A 14,749-nucleotide genomic window follows, 5' to 3' on the forward strand; every position below is an offset into this window, starting at 1 on the left:
CTCGCAAATGCGGTTTCCCATGCCTATGCAATCCAGACTTGTCGCCCTTGCCGCTGCTGTCCTGTTGTCAGCTGGCGCCGCACATGCCCAGCAGGGCGCCAAGAAGAACGCCGCGCCCGCCCCGGCCGCGCAGCCCGCGCCTGCCCCGACGCAAGCGCAGGCTGACGGGGCTTCCGGACAGCCCGGCTGGATCGTCCGCTGCACCAGCGCAAGCCGTGACGCGCCGCTCGAATGCGCGATGGAGCAGAACGCGGTGCTGACCAAGACCGGCCAGACCGTCGTCCTGATCAACATCCGCATCGCGCCCGACACCCGCACGCCGATCGCGCTGTTGCAATTGCCGCTCGGCCTCAACCTTCCCGTCGGGGCCAAGCTCCAGGTCGACGAAGGCAAGATGTTCGACCTCCAGATTCAGACCTGCGAGAACCGCGGCTGCTACGCCTCGACCCCGATGGCGCCAGACCTGCTCGCGGCCTTGCGCTCGGGCAAGCAGCTGAAGGTCTCGTTCCAGAACATGGCCAAGGAGACGATCGCGATCCCGATGCCGCTGGGAGATTTTGCGGCGGCCTACGACAAGATCAAGTAGCGGGTTCTCCTCACGTCGTGATGTCGCTCGCCCGGAGCAACGTCGTGAAGCCGCCATAGATCATGCGCTTGCCGTCGAACGGCATGCCTTCCATTTTCAGCCGCGGATCCGCCATCACCTTCTGGTTGACGGCATCGCGGCTCTCGCGGTCGCGATAGACGATCCAGGCGAACACCACGATCTCGTCCTCCTTCGCCATCACCGCGCGCGGAAACGAGGTGAGCTCGCCAAAGGGAACGTCGTCACCGATGCATTCGACATAGTCGAGCGCGCCGTGCTCCATCCAGATCGCGCAGGCTTTCGTCGCCAGCGCCTTGTAGGCCTCGATGTTGTCCTTCGGCACGGCGAGAATGAAACCATCGACATAGGGCATTTGCGATCTCCTTGGGTTTGTTCAGCCCAAGGACGATGGAGCATGCCGCGATCCGACTTGGACATGCGAATGTCGGGTGAGGCAAACCGCCGCGTGAATGTCTACGCCGGAGCGCTTCGGAATCATGCCCTCGAAAACCGCCCGGAGCTGGCTGGGGAACCTGGATTCGAACCAAGACAAACAGAGTCAGAGTCTGTTGTGCTACCGTTACACCATTCCCCAGCGGAATAGTCGAACAAATTCAAAGACTTGTCTGATTTGCTCGACTTTGGCCGGAAGCGCTTCGCGCAAATCACGGCTCAGGCGTGGCAGGGTTCTACCCGCTCGCATCTGGGCTGGCAAGCGCTGCATGATGATCGAGTCAGGGGCCATTTGATCAGACGACGATGTGATCGAAATCTGCGGCGATCCGGGTGTTCGGGAAGATTCTTGTCGCCTCGGCGAGAATCTCCGCGTCCTCGTAGCGTCCTGACATATGCGTCAGCACGAGCTGTCCGACCTTGTTCGTGGCCGCAAAGGACGCCGCTTCTGCCGCGGTGAGATGGCCGTAATTCCGCGCGGTCGGCGCGTCGCGATCGAGGAACGTGGCCTCGATCACCAGCATGTCGGCGCCGGCCACGTATTGCGACAGCCCCTCGGTGGTCTCGGTGTCGCCGATCACGACGAGCTTGCTGCCGCCGCTCGGCGGACCGAGGACGTCTTCCGGATCGATGGTTCGGCTGGCAAGCACGATCGGTCGGCCCGCGGCCAACTCGCCGCGCAAGGGACCGTCGGGGACACCGAGCGCGATGAGGCGATCAGGCCGAAGATGACGGCGGGCGGGGCTTTGGAAAACGAAGCCAAAGCTGTCGGTGTCGCGGTGGCGGACCGGAAAACAGCCGATGGTGAATTCACCGGCGTCGATGACTTGTCCCTCGGTCAGCGCCGCGAACTCAACGGCGATCGGCGCCCTGCCCGCGCCCCACAGGCCGGCGAGCATGCGGACGACGAGATCGAGCGTGCCTGCGCCGCCGTGAATGGTCATTGCCTCCGACGTCTGCCGCAAGCCAAGCGTCGAGAACAGTCCGGGGATGCCGAGCACGTGGTCGAGATGCGCGTGGGTGAGCAGGATGCGATCGAGCCGCCGAAAGCCGGCGCCGCTGCGCAGCAGCTGGCGCTGCGTGCCCTCTCCGCAATCGACCAGGACGCGCTTGCCTGCGGCTTCCACGAGCAGCGCCGGATGGTTGCGCTCCGCTGAGGGAACGCTGGCCGATGTCCCGAGAAACGTCAGGGCGAACATGGTCGTTGATATCCAGCGACCGTCCTTCTCCGCGACAAGACGGTTGACGGTCTCACCGTCCCCAATGCCACGCGAGCAGCAGCGCGTACAGGCCCATCGAGGCGGCATAGAGCACGGCGAGCAGCACGTAGCCGCCGATCTGGCGACTGATCGCAGCCTTCGGCGTCACCCACCAGTCGAGCGCCCTGAAGGCGGCGGGCACCAGCCACCAGCCGAGCAGCTGGGTGCTGACGAGATTGCCGACGAACAGCGACAGCCAGACCGGCACGCCATGACTATCGATCAGCGGCCTGCTGATGAAAAAGCCCCAGAGGTACACCACGGGATAGAGAACCAGGAGAACGATCAGGTTGCTCTTCCAGATGAAGCCGGGCCCTTGCTCGGGGGCCGACGTCTTGCCGGCCGGGAACCAGAAATTGAAGCCGTAGCTCGCCCGCTTCACGTGCATTCCGGCATTGAAGCGCTCGCCCTCCTTAAGGAGGGTCTGCCGCAAGGGCGAGTCGAGCCATGCATTGAGATTGGCATCGCTGTCGAACGACAGGATGATGATCCATTCGTCGTGCAGGCCCGGAATTGGCCGCTCGATCTTGTGGCGCAGAAATCCCTTGAACTCGGCCTCCGCCGCCTGGATGCGCTGCTGCCATTTCAGGAACGCATCCTCGAGCCCATCGGGGACCTTGAAGGAGATGACCGCCGAGACCGCGCTGTCGCGCTGGACGCCGGTGTCGGGCAGGATATGGACGTCCTCCGAACCGACGAAGAAGCGCTGCACCTCTGCGATGCGGCGCGCCCGTACATCGCTCTGGAGCCAGGCACGTGCTGCAGCCGGGCTGGCGAAACGCAGGATCGTCACCCAGTCCACATGCGCGGGGGGTTGCGGCGGCACGACCTCCTGGCTGAGAAAGCCGGGCCAGGCCTTGAGCACTTCGCCGACCTCACCGTTCCACCGTGCGAACGCGGCAAAGCCGTCGTCGGCGATGCGGCGCTGGATGACGAGAGCGACCGGCTGGCCGGCTGTTTCAGGAGATGCGCTCATCGGCGGCCGCCTCAGCCTTTCTTGTAGAGACGCTTGCCCATCACCCAGGTCTCGTCGACGCAGCGATCGTCGCCGACCATCATGACGGCGAACAGCATGCTCGCGACCTCATCCATCGTGCGCGGGCCGGCGCCGTCGGCGATCAGCGATTGATGCCACGCTTGCGCGACCTGCCCGCCGTTCGGATCGAGCGCGACGAAATCGGCCTCCTTGCCGGGCTCGAAATTGCCGAGCTTGTCGTCGATGTAGAGGCCTTCGGCGCCGCCGAGCGTGATCGACCAGAAGCCGCGATAGGGCGAGAGCTTGTTGCGCTCGGCTTCCGCGAGGTCCTTGCGTGCGGGATCGATGCTGCCGTCAAGCAGGGTGTTGTTGCACATGCCGACCTTGTAGGCGTCGTCGAGCACGGAGATCATCGAGAAGCGGTTGCCGCCGCCGACGTCGGTGCCGAACGACATCTTGACGCGATGCTCGGGATCGGTGGCGCGACCGAGGCGGAACAGGCCGCTGCCGAGGAACAGGTTCGAGCACGGGCAGAACACCACCGCCGCGCCCTTCTTCGACATGCGGCGGAACTCGTTGTTGGAGAGGTAGACGCCGTGGCCGCCGGAGAATTTCGGACCGACCAGGTCGAATTTCTCGTAGACGCCGAGATAGTCCTGGCAGTCGGGATGCTCGACCAGCACGCCGCTGCATTCGGCCGGATTCTCGGAGATGTGGGTGTTGACCCAGCAATCCGGATGCTCGTGCTTGAGGCGCTGACACGCCTTCAGCAGCTCCGGCGAAGCGCCGAAGGCGAAGCGCGGCGTGATGGCGTAGAGATTGCGGCCCTTGTTGTGGTACTGCGCGATCAGCCGCTTGCTGTCGCGATAGAAATTCTCGGGGGTATCGATGAAATCGGCCGGCGCGTTGCGATCGATCCCGGTGAGGCCGGCGATGACGCGCATGTTGCGTCGGGCTGCTTCCTCGAACAATTCCTCAGTCGACACTGGCGAGGAGCTCGTGAAGGCCTGGCAGGTGGTGGTGCCGGAGGCGAGCAGCGCATCGAGGAAACGCTTTACGCCCTCGCGCGCGTAATCGCGATCCCGGTATTTGAGCTCTTCCGGGTAGACCCATTTCTGCAGCCACGGCAAGAGCTGCTCGCCATAAGCCCCTAGCACGCGCGTCTGCGGCAGATGGATGTGGCCGTCGATGAAGCCGGGGACGATGATGCGGTCCTTGATGTGGGTGATCTCGACGCCCGGATGCGCGGCGGCGATCTTGTCATAGGGGCCGAAGGCCTTGATCACGCCGTCCGCGACGACCATGAGGCCGTCCTGGTGAAAGCGTGCGGAGGCCTGCTCGTTGCCGACATGCTTCCAGGGATCGTCGACGAAGTCGAAGAACGTGCCGCGAATACCGACAGTGGTCATGATTGAGTTCCTTCCTTAAGGCTGTGTGGCCTGCCGCGCCGACGGCAGCGAGATCGCTAGCAGCGTACCGGCGACGGCGCAGAGGCCGAGATAGAGCCATCCGATCGGCGCCTGCGTCGCTTCGGGCAACACCGCCGTGATCGCCATGGCGCCGCTGACGGCGAGATAGCAGAGCGCGCTGATCAGGCCGCCGATCAGGCCGTGGTCGCGCTCGAACAGGCCGAGCGCCATGCCGTACATCATCGGGCACAGCACGCCGCAGCCGCCGAGCACCAGCGCGCCGCCGATCGTGATCGACAGGAAATCGAGACCGAGGGTCATGCCTGTTGCGGTCAGCGCAGCGGCGCCGGCGAGGAACAGCGCGAAGGCGCCGAAGCCCAGCATGCGCGCCGGCATGAAGCGCGCGAAATGCGCGCAACCGAGCTCGCCGGCGAGATTGACCCCGCCAAGGCCGAGCGCGACGAGGCCGTAGATTGCCGCCGAATAGCCAAGACCAGTCTGGTAGAAGAACGGCGCTACGACGCCGAACGCCAGCTGCGCGCTGGCTGCGGCAGCAAAGACCAGCACGAAAGCGAGGAAGCCCGGCCGCACCAGCGCATCGCGCAAGATGCCGGCGGTGCGGCGCGGATCGAACGGCGCGCGCCGTTCCGCCGGCAATGTTTCGGGCAGAAGAAATACGACGATCGCGGCAACGATCGCCGCCGCGATGGCAATGACGACGAAGACGCCGCGCCACGAGGTCAGCTCGACGATGAAGCCACCCGCCGCCGGCGCCAGCACCGGCGCAAGCCCCCAGGCTGCGCCAAGCAGGCCGGAGATCGCGGTGAGCTCGCGGCCGCGGAAACAATCAGCGGCGACCGCATAGGCGACAACGAGACAAGTGCAGCCGCCGATGCCTTGCAGGAAGCGCAAGCCCAGCAGCAATGAGGCGCTGGTGGCGAGCGCGCAGGCGATGCTCATCGCGATCAGCACCGACAGGCCCGCGAGCAGGACGTTGCGGCGGCCGATTGTGTCCGAGGCGATACCGACCGGCACCAGCGCCAGAGACATGCCGAGCATGTAAGCGGTAACGGTGTTCTGCATCGAGGCGGGATCGGCGGCGAGATCCACCACCATCTGCGGCAGGCCTGGCGTATAGGCATCGAGCGGAATCTGGCTGAACGGCACGACACACAACAGGATCGGCACGATCCCGCTCCTGGCGCGACCGGCGTCCGAAGCGAGTGCAGTCATGGCTTACGCCCCCTCGATTCCCGCGGGTCCCGTCTTTTCGTGCGCGCAATGAGAGGCGCCGATGCAGGTTGCGGATATTGACGCGTGGGAAGCTGACACAACTGTGTGTAGAAACTCTTAGGGGCGTTGGTCGATCTGTTTCGGCGATGATGCCCTGGCCGTCACCCAAAACAAAAATGCGAAAACAACCCCATGCACAGTAGGAATCGTTGAAGAATTTCACCTCGCAGTCGAGCCAAGCGGAAGCGCTTGACGCGTCGGGCAAAACAGCGGCCCGATTGCGCGACCGCCATCTCGCGTGTGGCTCACGCGAAGGCGATTAACCGATCGGAAGGCATGGCTGCCTCTGCGCGAGCTGTGCGCGCACCTGACCAACCCTGGTCTACGTTCGATCGACCGACTGCGCCTCGACGGCCTGCACGGCCACGCTCGCGACCTGCCGCAGCGCTTCGCGATCGGCGCCCGAGGACGCCATCACGCCCATGCCGACCGACACCGCCGAGACATAGCGCGCGAGCGCAGCCGGATCGGCGCTCTCCTTGAGATCGCCCTCGGCCCTGGCGCGGACGAAACGGTCGCGAAGCTGGTCCTCGTTCTGGGCGCGGCGCGCGGCGAGCTCGAAGGGGACGTTCTCGGAGCCTGTGCCACAGGCAATGCCGCCTTGCACCAGCAGGCAGCCGGGCGGATTGGCGGGATCGGTCTGCCTGTCGGCGATGCCCATCAACATGCGCTCGGCCACGGCTCGGGCGGTGGGAGCTGCCACCACCTCGTCCATCCAGATGTTGCGCAGCCTGGTGTAGCGGTCGAGCGCGGCCTTCAGCAGGCCTTCCTTGTTGCCGAAGCAGGCGTAGAGACTGGGCGGATTGATGCCCATGGCCTCGGTGAGCTGGGCAATGGTCGCGCCCTCATAACCATGGCGCCAAAATACTTCCATCGCCTGGTCCAACGCCATTTCGGCGTCGAATTCCCGGGGGCGTCCCATGCCCATGTGCCTGTCTCCTCGGATCGACGTTTGTCCTCAGCCTAACGCAGGATCCTATCTATTTGTTCTAGCTTTCTTTTTCTGTGTCTTCCAATCGTCGCGGTATCGGCGTACAATTTTCTTAGTGAATGGTACATAAGTATCTTGCACTGCGGTATCCAGCTCCACATCTGTAGTGAACACTACATATCTGGAGCGCGCAAATGCACCCCTCCCAAAACACCTCCCGCACTGGACGTTTCCGCCGCCTTCTCGGCGGCGTCGCCATCGTGGGCGCCCTCGCTGTCGCCGGCTCGATCGTGACCGGCCGCTACCTTCACCCGGCGCAAGCGACCGCGCCGGCCGCTGCGGCCGAACAAGCCGTTTCCGTCACCGTCGCGATGATCGAGCCGCGGCAGACCGTGCTGTGGGACGATTTCTCCGGCCGGCTCGAGGCCATCAACCGCGTCGAGCTGCGCCCGCGCGTCGCTGGCGCGATCCTGTCGACCAATTTCACCGAAGGCGCGCTGGTGAAGGCCGGCGACCTTCTGTTCAAGATTGATCCGGCGCCTTACGCGGCAGAGGTCGACAAGGCCAATGCCCAGCTCGAAGCCGCCAGGGCTCGCGTCGTCTTCACCCAGAGTGAGCTCGAGCGCGGCGCGCAGCTGGTCGGCAACGCCGTCGTCACCCGCCGCGACTACGACCAGCGCGACAATGCCCATCGTGAAGCGATCGCCAACGTCAAGGCGGCCGAGGCAACGCTCCAGACCGCAAAGCTCAATCTCGACCATACCGAGGTGCGCGCCCCCGTGGACGGCCGCGTCGGCAAGATCGAGGTCACCGTCGGCAATCTCGTCGCCGCCGGCACCGCCTCCCCGGTCTTGACCTCGTTGGTCTCGGTCAATCCGATCTACGCCTCGTTCGATGCGGACGAGGAGCTGGTGCTGCGCGCGCTGAACTCGATCGCAGATAGCACCGGCAGCCGCGGCAAGCTCGACCAGATCCCGGTCGAGATGACGACGTCGGGCGGCCTGTCCGCGAAGGGCCACATCCAGCTCATCGACAACCAGGTCAACGGCCAGAGCGGCACCATCCGTGTCCGCGCCGTATTCCGCAACGACGACGGGCGCCTCATCCCCGGCCAGTTCGCGCGCGTGCGCATGGGCCAGCCGAAGCAACAGGCGCTGGTGATGATCGACGAGCGCGCGATCGGCACCGACCAGGACAAGAAGTTCGTGATGGCGGTCGGCGACGACAGCCGCGCCGTCTACCGGCCGGTCACCCTCGGCGGTGCCGTGGATGGACTTCGCATCGTCACCTCGGGCCTGAAGTCCGGCGACCGCATCGTCGTCAACGGTTTGCAACGCGTGCGTCCGGGCGCCCTCCTCAAGACGGAGGTGGCAGCGATGGGCGCGCGGGGGCCGCAGCAGGCGTCAAACCACAGCAACCAGGACGTGGTGCAGCGCTAGTTAGTTCATCCCGGGGCGGGCGAAACCCGAACCCGGGATCTCGCAGTTACGAAACTCCGATTACTTCACTTCTGGATTCCGGGTTCGCGCGCGCCCCGGAATGACGAAGGGGGCAAGGCCATGAATCTCTCAAAGTTCTTCATCGACCGTCCGATTTTCGCCGGCGTGCTGTCGGTCCTGATCTTCCTCGCCGGGTTGATCTCGCTGTTCGCGATGCCGATCTCGGAATATCCGGACGTGGTGCCGCCCTCCGTCGTGGTGCGCGCGACCTATCCCGGCGCCAACCCCAAGGTGATCGCGGAGACGGTGGCGACGCCGATCGAGGAGCAGATCAACGGCGTCGAGAACATGCTCTACATGTCGAGCCAGGCGACCACCGACGGCGCGATGACGCTGACGGTGACGTTCCGGCTCGGCACCGATCCCGACAAAGCGACGCAGCTGGTGCAGAACCGGGTGCAGCAGGCCGAGCCGCGCCTGCCCAGTGTGGTGCGCCAGCTCGGCATCATCACCAAGAAGTCGTCGCCCGACCTCACCATGGTCGTGCATCTGTTGTCGCCGAACGGCCGCTACGACATGACGTACTTGCGCAACTATGCCGTGCTCAACGTCAAGGACCGGCTGGCGCGGATCGACGGCGTCGGCGACGTCCAGCTCTATGGCGCCGGCGACTATTCGATGCGGGTCTGGGTCGATCCGCAGAAGGCCGCCGAGCATGGGCTCACCGCAAGCGACATCGTGCGGGCGATCCAGGCGCAGAACGTCGAGGCTGCCGCCGGCGTGGTCGGCTCCTCCCCGAACGTCAAAGGCATCGATCTCCAGCTCTCGGTCAATGCGGAAGGCCGGCTCGCCAACGAGGAGCAGTTCGGCGACATCGTGGTCAAGACCGGTACGCGCGGCGAGGTCGTGCGGTTGCGCGACGTCGCGCGCATCGAGCTTGGCGCTTCCGAATACGGCCTGCGCTCGCTGCTCGACAACAAGCAGGCGGTGGCGATCCCGATCTTCCAGGCGCCCGGCTCCAACGCGCTGCAGATCTCCGACAACGTCCGCGCCACCATGGCGGAGATCAAGAAGAACATGCCGGAGGGTGTGTCCTACCAGATCGTCTACGACCCCACCCAGTTCGTGCGCTCCTCGATCGAGGCCGTGATCCACACGCTCTTGGAGGCGATCGCGCTGGTGGTGCTGGTGGTGATCCTGTTCCTGCAGACCTGGCGGGCCTCGATCATTCCCCTTCTCGCCGTGCCGGTGTCGATCGTCGGCACGTTCGCGGTGATGCACGTATTCGGCTTCTCCATCAACGCGCTCAGCCTGTTCGGCCTCGTGCTCGCCATCGGCATCGTCGTCGACGACGCCATCGTCGTGGTCGAGAATGTCGAGCGCAACATCGAAGCGGGGCTGTCGCCGCGGGACGCCACCTATCAAGCGATGCGCGAGGTCTCGGGCCCGATCATCGCGATCGCGCTGGTGCTGATCGCGGTGTTCGTGCCGCTCGCCTTCATCTCCGGCCTCACCGGGCAGTTCTACAAGCAGTTCGCGCTGACGATCGCGATCTCGACCGTGATCTCCGCCATCAACTCGCTGACGCTGTCACCGGCATTGTCGGCGCTGCTGCTCAAGGGCCACAACGAACCGAAGGACCGGCTGACGCTGATCATGGAGAAGAGCCTCGGCTGGTTCTTCCGCGGCTTCAACAAGGCCTTCACGCGTTCCTCGGACAATTACAGCGGCACCGTCGGCAAGGTGATCTCGGGCAAGGCCGCGGTGATGGGCCTCTATGTGGTGCTGGTCGGGCTGACGGCGTTTCTGTTCCAGCAGGTGCCTGGTGGATTCGTGCCGGGCCAGGACAAGCAGTACCTCGTCGGCTTCGCCCGCCTGCCCGATGGCGCCACGCTCGACCGCAGCGAGGAGGTGATCCGCAAGATGAGCGACATCGCGCTGACCCAGCCCGGTGTCGAGAGCTCGGTGGCCTTCCCGGGCCTGTCGATCTCCGGCTTCACCAACTCCTCCAACGCCGGCATCGTGTTCTCGACGCTGAAGCCGTTCGACGAACGCAAGGATGCGGCCCTGAGCGGGAATGCGATTGCGGCCGAGCTGAACAAGAAATATGCCGGGATCCAGGAAGCCTTCATCGCCATGTTCCCGCCGCCGCCCGTCAACGGCCTCGGCACCATCGGCGGTTTCAAGCTGCAGATCGAGGACCGCGCCGGTCTCGGCTATGACGCCCTGAACGAGGCGACCAACGCCTTCATGGCTGCGATGCAGAAGGCGCCGGAGATCGCCGGCGTGTTCTCGAGCTTCCAGGTCAACGTGCCCCAGCTGTTCGCCGACATCGACCGCACCAAGGCGCTTCAGCTCGGCGTGCCCGTGACGGAGGTGTTCAACACGCTGCAGATCTACCTCGGCTCCTACTACGTTAACGACTTCAATAAGTTCGGCCGCACCTACTCCGTCCGCGTGCAGGCCGACGCGCCGTTCCGCGCCCGCGCCGACGATATCAGGCAATTGAAGGTGCGCTCGTCGTCCGGCGACATGGTGCCATTGTCGGCGCTGCTCAAGATCCGCCAGAGCGCGGGACCGGAGCGCGCGATCCGCTACAACGGCTTCCTGTCGTCCGACATCAACGCGGCGGCCGCGCCCGGCTTCTCGTCGGGACAGGCACAGGAGGCGGCGACGCGGATCGCCGCGGAGGTGCTGCCGCCGGGCTTTGCGTTCGAATGGACCGACCTGACCTATCAGGAGTTCATCGCCGGCAATTCGGGCATCTGGGTGTTTCCGCTGGCGATCCTGCTGGTGTTCCTTGTGCTGGCCGCGCTCTATGAGAGCCTGACCCTGCCGCTGTCGATCATCATGATCGTGCCGATGGGCTTGCTCGCCGCGATGTTCGGGGTCTGGATCTCCAAGGGCGACAACAACGTCTTCACCCAGATCGGCCTCATCGTGCTGGTCGGCCTCTCCGCCAAGAACGCGATCCTGATCGTCGAATTCGCGCGCGAGCTCGAATTCGCCGGGCGCACGCCGATCCGGGCCGCGATCGAAGCCAGTCGCTTGCGGCTGCGCCCGATCCTGATGACGTCGATGGCGTTCATCATGGGCGTGCTGCCGCTGGTGCTCTCGACCGGTGCCGGTTCGGAGATGCGGCGCGCGATGGGCGTTGCCGTGTTCTCCGGGATGATCGGCGTCACCGTGTTCGGCCTGTTCCTGACGCCGGTGTTCTACGTGCTGCTCAGAACCGTCACGGGCATGAAGCCGCTGATCCATCATGGCAGCGACATCAGCGCGGCGCCGGTCCACGGGCCTGCCGAGTGAACAGCGTCCCGCCGGGACCAACAAGGTCGATCGATTATTTCCGGTTCTCCTCGCAGAATTTCAGCGCCGCCAGCGCCTCGCCGGCCCGCGGGATCTGCATCTCGATGCTGTCATCGTCGTCGTCCTCGAAATCCAGCGTGAGGCGCTTGGCCTTCGCGAGGCGATCCATGATCGACTGGTCGTATGCGAAGATGCCGCGCACCGTGGTCTTGTCCATGACCTCCCACTTGGCCTTCTTCATGATGTCGGCATCGTCAGTGCCGACATCGGCCCGGAGGATCTCGCCGACCTTGTCCCATTCCCAACCGTCGTAGATCATCACGATCACGATCGCCTGCTCGGAATAGGTGATCACGATGACGTAGTCGCGATTCTCGTCATCCTTGTCCTTGTAGCCGCGGCTGGCATTGCAGTGGGTGTCCTGCGTGCGCTTCTCGATGGTCCAGTCGCCGACCTTGGATTGTTGCGCAAGCGCAGCGCTTGGGCCCAACACGGTTGCGCTCAAGGCGCAAGCGAGAATTCCGGCGGCGAGAAGAGATCGTTTCATGTCGGCCTCCAGCGCGTTCCCCGCGCCGAGATGACCACCTCCGCCGGCAGCTCGCAAGAGGGCGAGGCGAATGGCCGGCGGCCGTCCTATCCCGACCGCGGCACAATCGCGATCGGAGTGAAGGTGTAAACCTCCTCGCCGTTCTGGTTGAACATGGTCCATTTCACCAGCGCGATCCCCTGCGGCTTCGATTTCGACGGCGTCAGGCTCATGACCTCGCCGACCAGATGCAGGCGGTCGTTGGGCCGCACCGGCATGGTCCAGCGCAGGCCGTCCACACCGGCGCCGATCAGCGGATGCGGGCCGAACGGACGGGTCTGGATCGCAAGGTTCATGGCGATCGCGGCGGTGTGCCATCCCGAGGCGGCAAGCCCCTTGAACAGGGTCTGCTTCGCCGCCTCGTGGTCGAGATGCATCGGCTGCGGATCGAACTCGGCAGCGAAGCGCTTGATGTCGGCCTCGGTGACCACGACTTCGGGGGATTTGAACCGCATTCCGATGGTGAGATCGTCGAACCACTCAACCTGCGCCATGATTTTGCCTCGCAATATGATGCGCCGCTCCCGAAGAGACGGTTCAAAATCGCCTGTGCCATGAGGGATATAGCGGGCCCGCAGCGCACAAACCAGCGCAAGGTTCCTCGTGAAACCCCTTTCCCGATGCGACGAAACACGCCTGAAACAGATCGCGGCTTAAGTGGTTGTCAAAATAAATACAGGGACGGCCACCATGCAGTTCATCCTCGACCTGATCTACGAATATTCGTGCTGCCAGAACCTCGTTGCCCAGCCGCTACGGGAGGACGAGCGATGATCGAGCTGATCTCAGCCCTGCTCGCACTGTGCAGCGTCGGCGTCTTCGCGGCGCATGCGCTCGACGCCTACCGCACCACGCATTCCTGAAAGTTGCCCCCTTCCCGACGCTAGAACGGCCGCCGGTAGAAGTGCTCGGAATGCGTCGCCGGCGGAAACCGGTTGGCGAGCGCAAGCGCCCCCTTCTCGTCCGTTTCGAGCGCGATCTTCTGCGCCAACATCACGTCGCCCGGCACCAGGAAGCCTGACGGGACGAAGCACCACCCCATCGTCGCACGCCCGTCACTGTCGACCTCGTGGACGTTGGCGGCGGTGCCGTAGTGGATGCGGTAGATCCTGCCGGTGTCGCAACCGACGACGTCGAAATAGCGGTATTGCTCGAATTGCGCGCGCTGCGCCGGCGACAGCCATTCGGCCAGAAGCCGGCGGCCGCGGGCATCCGGCGTATTCTCGCCGAAGAAGCGGCGATAGAGTTCACGCAGCGCATGCAGACGCGCACGCGCTGGCGCGCGGAGCCAAACTGCCGCGATCATGAGCAGCTCAGATCAACCGCCGACCAGGCGGGGATAGAACAGCGTTTCCTGCGCGGTCGGATCGAATGATCGGATCCGGGTCACTTCGCCGGGTCCGGTTCGAAGCGCGGCGGTGAAGCCGGCTCCGGTGAGCTCCCGAAAGCGCCGTTCGGCTCGCGCCAGCGCTTCGGCATTGCCAGGATCAAACTCGTGGCGCGTATCGCCAGTCTGGTCCATCACGATCTGGGTAGCCATGTTGAGTCTCCTCATGCCCAGCCCTGAACTTGATCAAAGCAAACCTCGTGCCGTCGGTTCCAGATAGCAACAACTTTCTCGCGCCGTCGCATCACACGTCGCTGAGCAAAAGCTCAGCGCGAGGCCGCAGCACCCCCGCCCTCGTCGATCTGCCGGCCCATCAGGGCGATCGCCTTCTGATAGACGCCCGCAGCATTCCAGGCCTCGATCGCGGCGAAATTGGGCTCGCCCGGCTGGTATCCGGCTCCCGCGCGCCAACCATGGCCTTTGAGGAAATTCGCCGTCGAGTTCAGCGCATTGGCCGCAACTTCGAGATTGCCCGTGCCGTAGGCCAGAATGTTCTTGGGCATGAACTGGGTCTGGCCGACCTCGCCATGCATGGAGCCGCGGGTCGATCCCGACAGCGTACCACGGTCGATCAGCTTCAGGGCGGCATAGAGCTGGTCGGTGAAGAATTCGGGACGGCGGCAATCGTAGGCGAGGGTCGCGATCGACGACAGCATGTTCTGGTTGCCGCGCTGGCTGCCGAAGCCGGTCTCCATGCCCCAGATCGCGATCAGCGGCCCGGGCGGCACGCCATAGCGCTGCTGGATCGAGGCGAACAAGGCGGCCTGCGACTGCTTGAGCTGCCGGCCCTTGGCGACGATCGTGGTGGCGCCGCGCTTGGCCAGGAACTGGTCGAGCGTCAGCGAGAAGCTGCGCTGGCCGCGGTCGGCCGCGATGGTGGCGCTGGCATAGTTCGTCTGCATCAGCGCCGACAGCGCGGTGGGACCGATGCCCTTGCCCTGCGCCTCCGCGCTGAACTCGCGCTTCCAGGCCTCGAAGCCGGCCGGCGAGCTGCCGCATTGCGCGGCCTCGGCCACAGGCAGCGAGAGAAGCAGCGCGGTCGCGCCAATCACCGCGGTTGCGACTGTCCTGCCCTTCATCATTACGACCTCTCCGGATGGCGCGACCGGCTCGCGCGAGCG

The 14,749-nt window shown here is 64.8% G+C and carries 14 protein-coding genes and 1 tRNA gene; 3 read left to right on the forward strand and 12 right to left on the reverse strand.

Annotated elements, in window-relative coordinates; all coding sequences use genetic code 11:
* Positions 1-19: 19 nt before the first annotated feature.
* Entirely contained in the window at positions 20-586 is a 567-nt protein-coding gene (locus XI05_RS16200; RefSeq protein ID WP_271503291.1) for an invasion associated locus B family protein, read from the forward strand.
* A gap of 10 nt (positions 587-596) precedes the next feature.
* Here XI05_RS16200 and XI05_RS16205 read toward each other — a convergent pair whose 3' ends face one another.
* The 7 genes from XI05_RS16205 to XI05_RS16235 all read right to left on the reverse strand — a co-directional run bounded on the left by XI05_RS16205 (position 597) and on the right by XI05_RS16235 (position 6,904).
* Positions 597-959, reverse strand: a complete 363-nt coding sequence (locus XI05_RS16205; protein WP_271503294.1) for a DUF1428 domain-containing protein — start codon at positions 957-959, stop codon at positions 597-599.
* Positions 960-1,107: 148 nt separating this feature from the next.
* Positions 1,108-1,181 (reverse strand) — tRNA-Gln (locus tag XI05_RS16210).
* A gap of 154 nt (positions 1,182-1,335) precedes the next feature.
* On the reverse strand, positions 1,336-2,238 hold the full coding sequence (gene rnz / locus XI05_RS16215; protein ID WP_271503296.1) for a ribonuclease Z: 903 nt from the start codon (positions 2,236-2,238) through the stop codon (positions 1,336-1,338).
* Between the two features lie 52 nt (positions 2,239-2,290).
* Positions 2,291-3,274: an antibiotic biosynthesis monooxygenase gene (locus tag XI05_RS16220; protein ID WP_271503298.1), complete on the reverse strand. Its 984-nt coding sequence runs from the start codon at positions 3,272-3,274 to the stop codon at positions 2,291-2,293.
* A gap of 11 nt (positions 3,275-3,285) precedes the next feature.
* Entirely contained in the window at positions 3,286-4,683 is a 1,398-nt protein-coding gene (guaD, locus tag XI05_RS16225; protein WP_271503301.1) for a guanine deaminase, read from the reverse strand.
* Positions 4,684-4,698: 15 nt separating this feature from the next.
* Positions 4,699-5,916 carry a multidrug effflux MFS transporter gene (locus XI05_RS16230; RefSeq protein ID WP_271503304.1) on the reverse strand — a complete coding sequence of 406 codons (1,218 nt, stop codon included), beginning with the start codon at positions 5,914-5,916 and terminating at the stop codon, positions 4,699-4,701.
* Positions 5,917-6,298: 382 nt separating this feature from the next.
* Positions 6,299-6,904: a TetR/AcrR family transcriptional regulator gene (locus tag XI05_RS16235; protein ID WP_260383306.1), complete on the reverse strand. Its 606-nt coding sequence runs from the start codon at positions 6,902-6,904 to the stop codon at positions 6,299-6,301.
* A 197-nt stretch (positions 6,905-7,101) separates the two neighbouring features.
* Between XI05_RS16235 and XI05_RS16240 the strand changes: the two genes are divergently transcribed.
* Positions 7,102-8,346 carry an efflux RND transporter periplasmic adaptor subunit gene (locus XI05_RS16240; RefSeq protein WP_271503307.1) on the forward strand — a complete coding sequence of 415 codons (1,245 nt, stop codon included), beginning with the start codon at positions 7,102-7,104 and terminating at the stop codon, positions 8,344-8,346.
* Between the two features lie 120 nt (positions 8,347-8,466).
* Positions 8,467-11,655 carry an efflux RND transporter permease subunit gene (locus XI05_RS16245; protein WP_271503310.1) on the forward strand — a complete coding sequence of 1,063 codons (3,189 nt, stop codon included), beginning with the start codon at positions 8,467-8,469 and terminating at the stop codon, positions 11,653-11,655.
* A 34-nt stretch (positions 11,656-11,689) separates the two neighbouring features.
* Here the strand turns inward: XI05_RS16245 and XI05_RS16250 are convergent, their stop codons facing one another.
* The 5 genes from XI05_RS16250 to XI05_RS16270 all read right to left on the reverse strand — a co-directional run bounded on the left by XI05_RS16250 (position 11,690) and on the right by XI05_RS16270 (position 14,710).
* Positions 11,690-12,202 carry a hypothetical protein gene (locus XI05_RS16250; protein WP_172786285.1) on the reverse strand — a complete coding sequence of 171 codons (513 nt, stop codon included), beginning with the start codon at positions 12,200-12,202 and terminating at the stop codon, positions 11,690-11,692.
* A gap of 86 nt (positions 12,203-12,288) precedes the next feature.
* Positions 12,289-12,735 (reverse strand): MaoC family dehydratase, encoded by a 447-nt coding sequence (locus tag XI05_RS16255; protein WP_172786284.1) that lies wholly within the window; start codon positions 12,733-12,735, stop codon positions 12,289-12,291.
* A gap of 389 nt (positions 12,736-13,124) precedes the next feature.
* Entirely contained in the window at positions 13,125-13,547 is a 423-nt protein-coding gene (locus XI05_RS16260) for a hypothetical protein (RefSeq protein WP_172786283.1), read from the reverse strand.
* Positions 13,548-13,559: 12 nt separating this feature from the next.
* On the reverse strand, positions 13,560-13,781 hold the full coding sequence (locus tag XI05_RS16265; RefSeq protein ID WP_007592399.1) for a hypothetical protein: 222 nt from the start codon (positions 13,779-13,781) through the stop codon (positions 13,560-13,562).
* Between the two features lie 113 nt (positions 13,782-13,894).
* The gene (locus XI05_RS16270; protein WP_172786282.1) at positions 13,895-14,710 is read right to left on the reverse strand and encodes a lytic murein transglycosylase; all 816 of its coding nucleotides are present in this window, start codon (positions 14,708-14,710) and stop codon (positions 13,895-13,897) included.
* Between the last annotated feature and the right edge of the window lie 39 nt (positions 14,711-14,749).

The sequence above is a fragment of the Bradyrhizobium sp. CCBAU 11357 genome, assembly GCF_028128865.1.
Classification (GTDB): domain Bacteria; phylum Pseudomonadota; class Alphaproteobacteria; order Rhizobiales; family Xanthobacteraceae; genus Bradyrhizobium.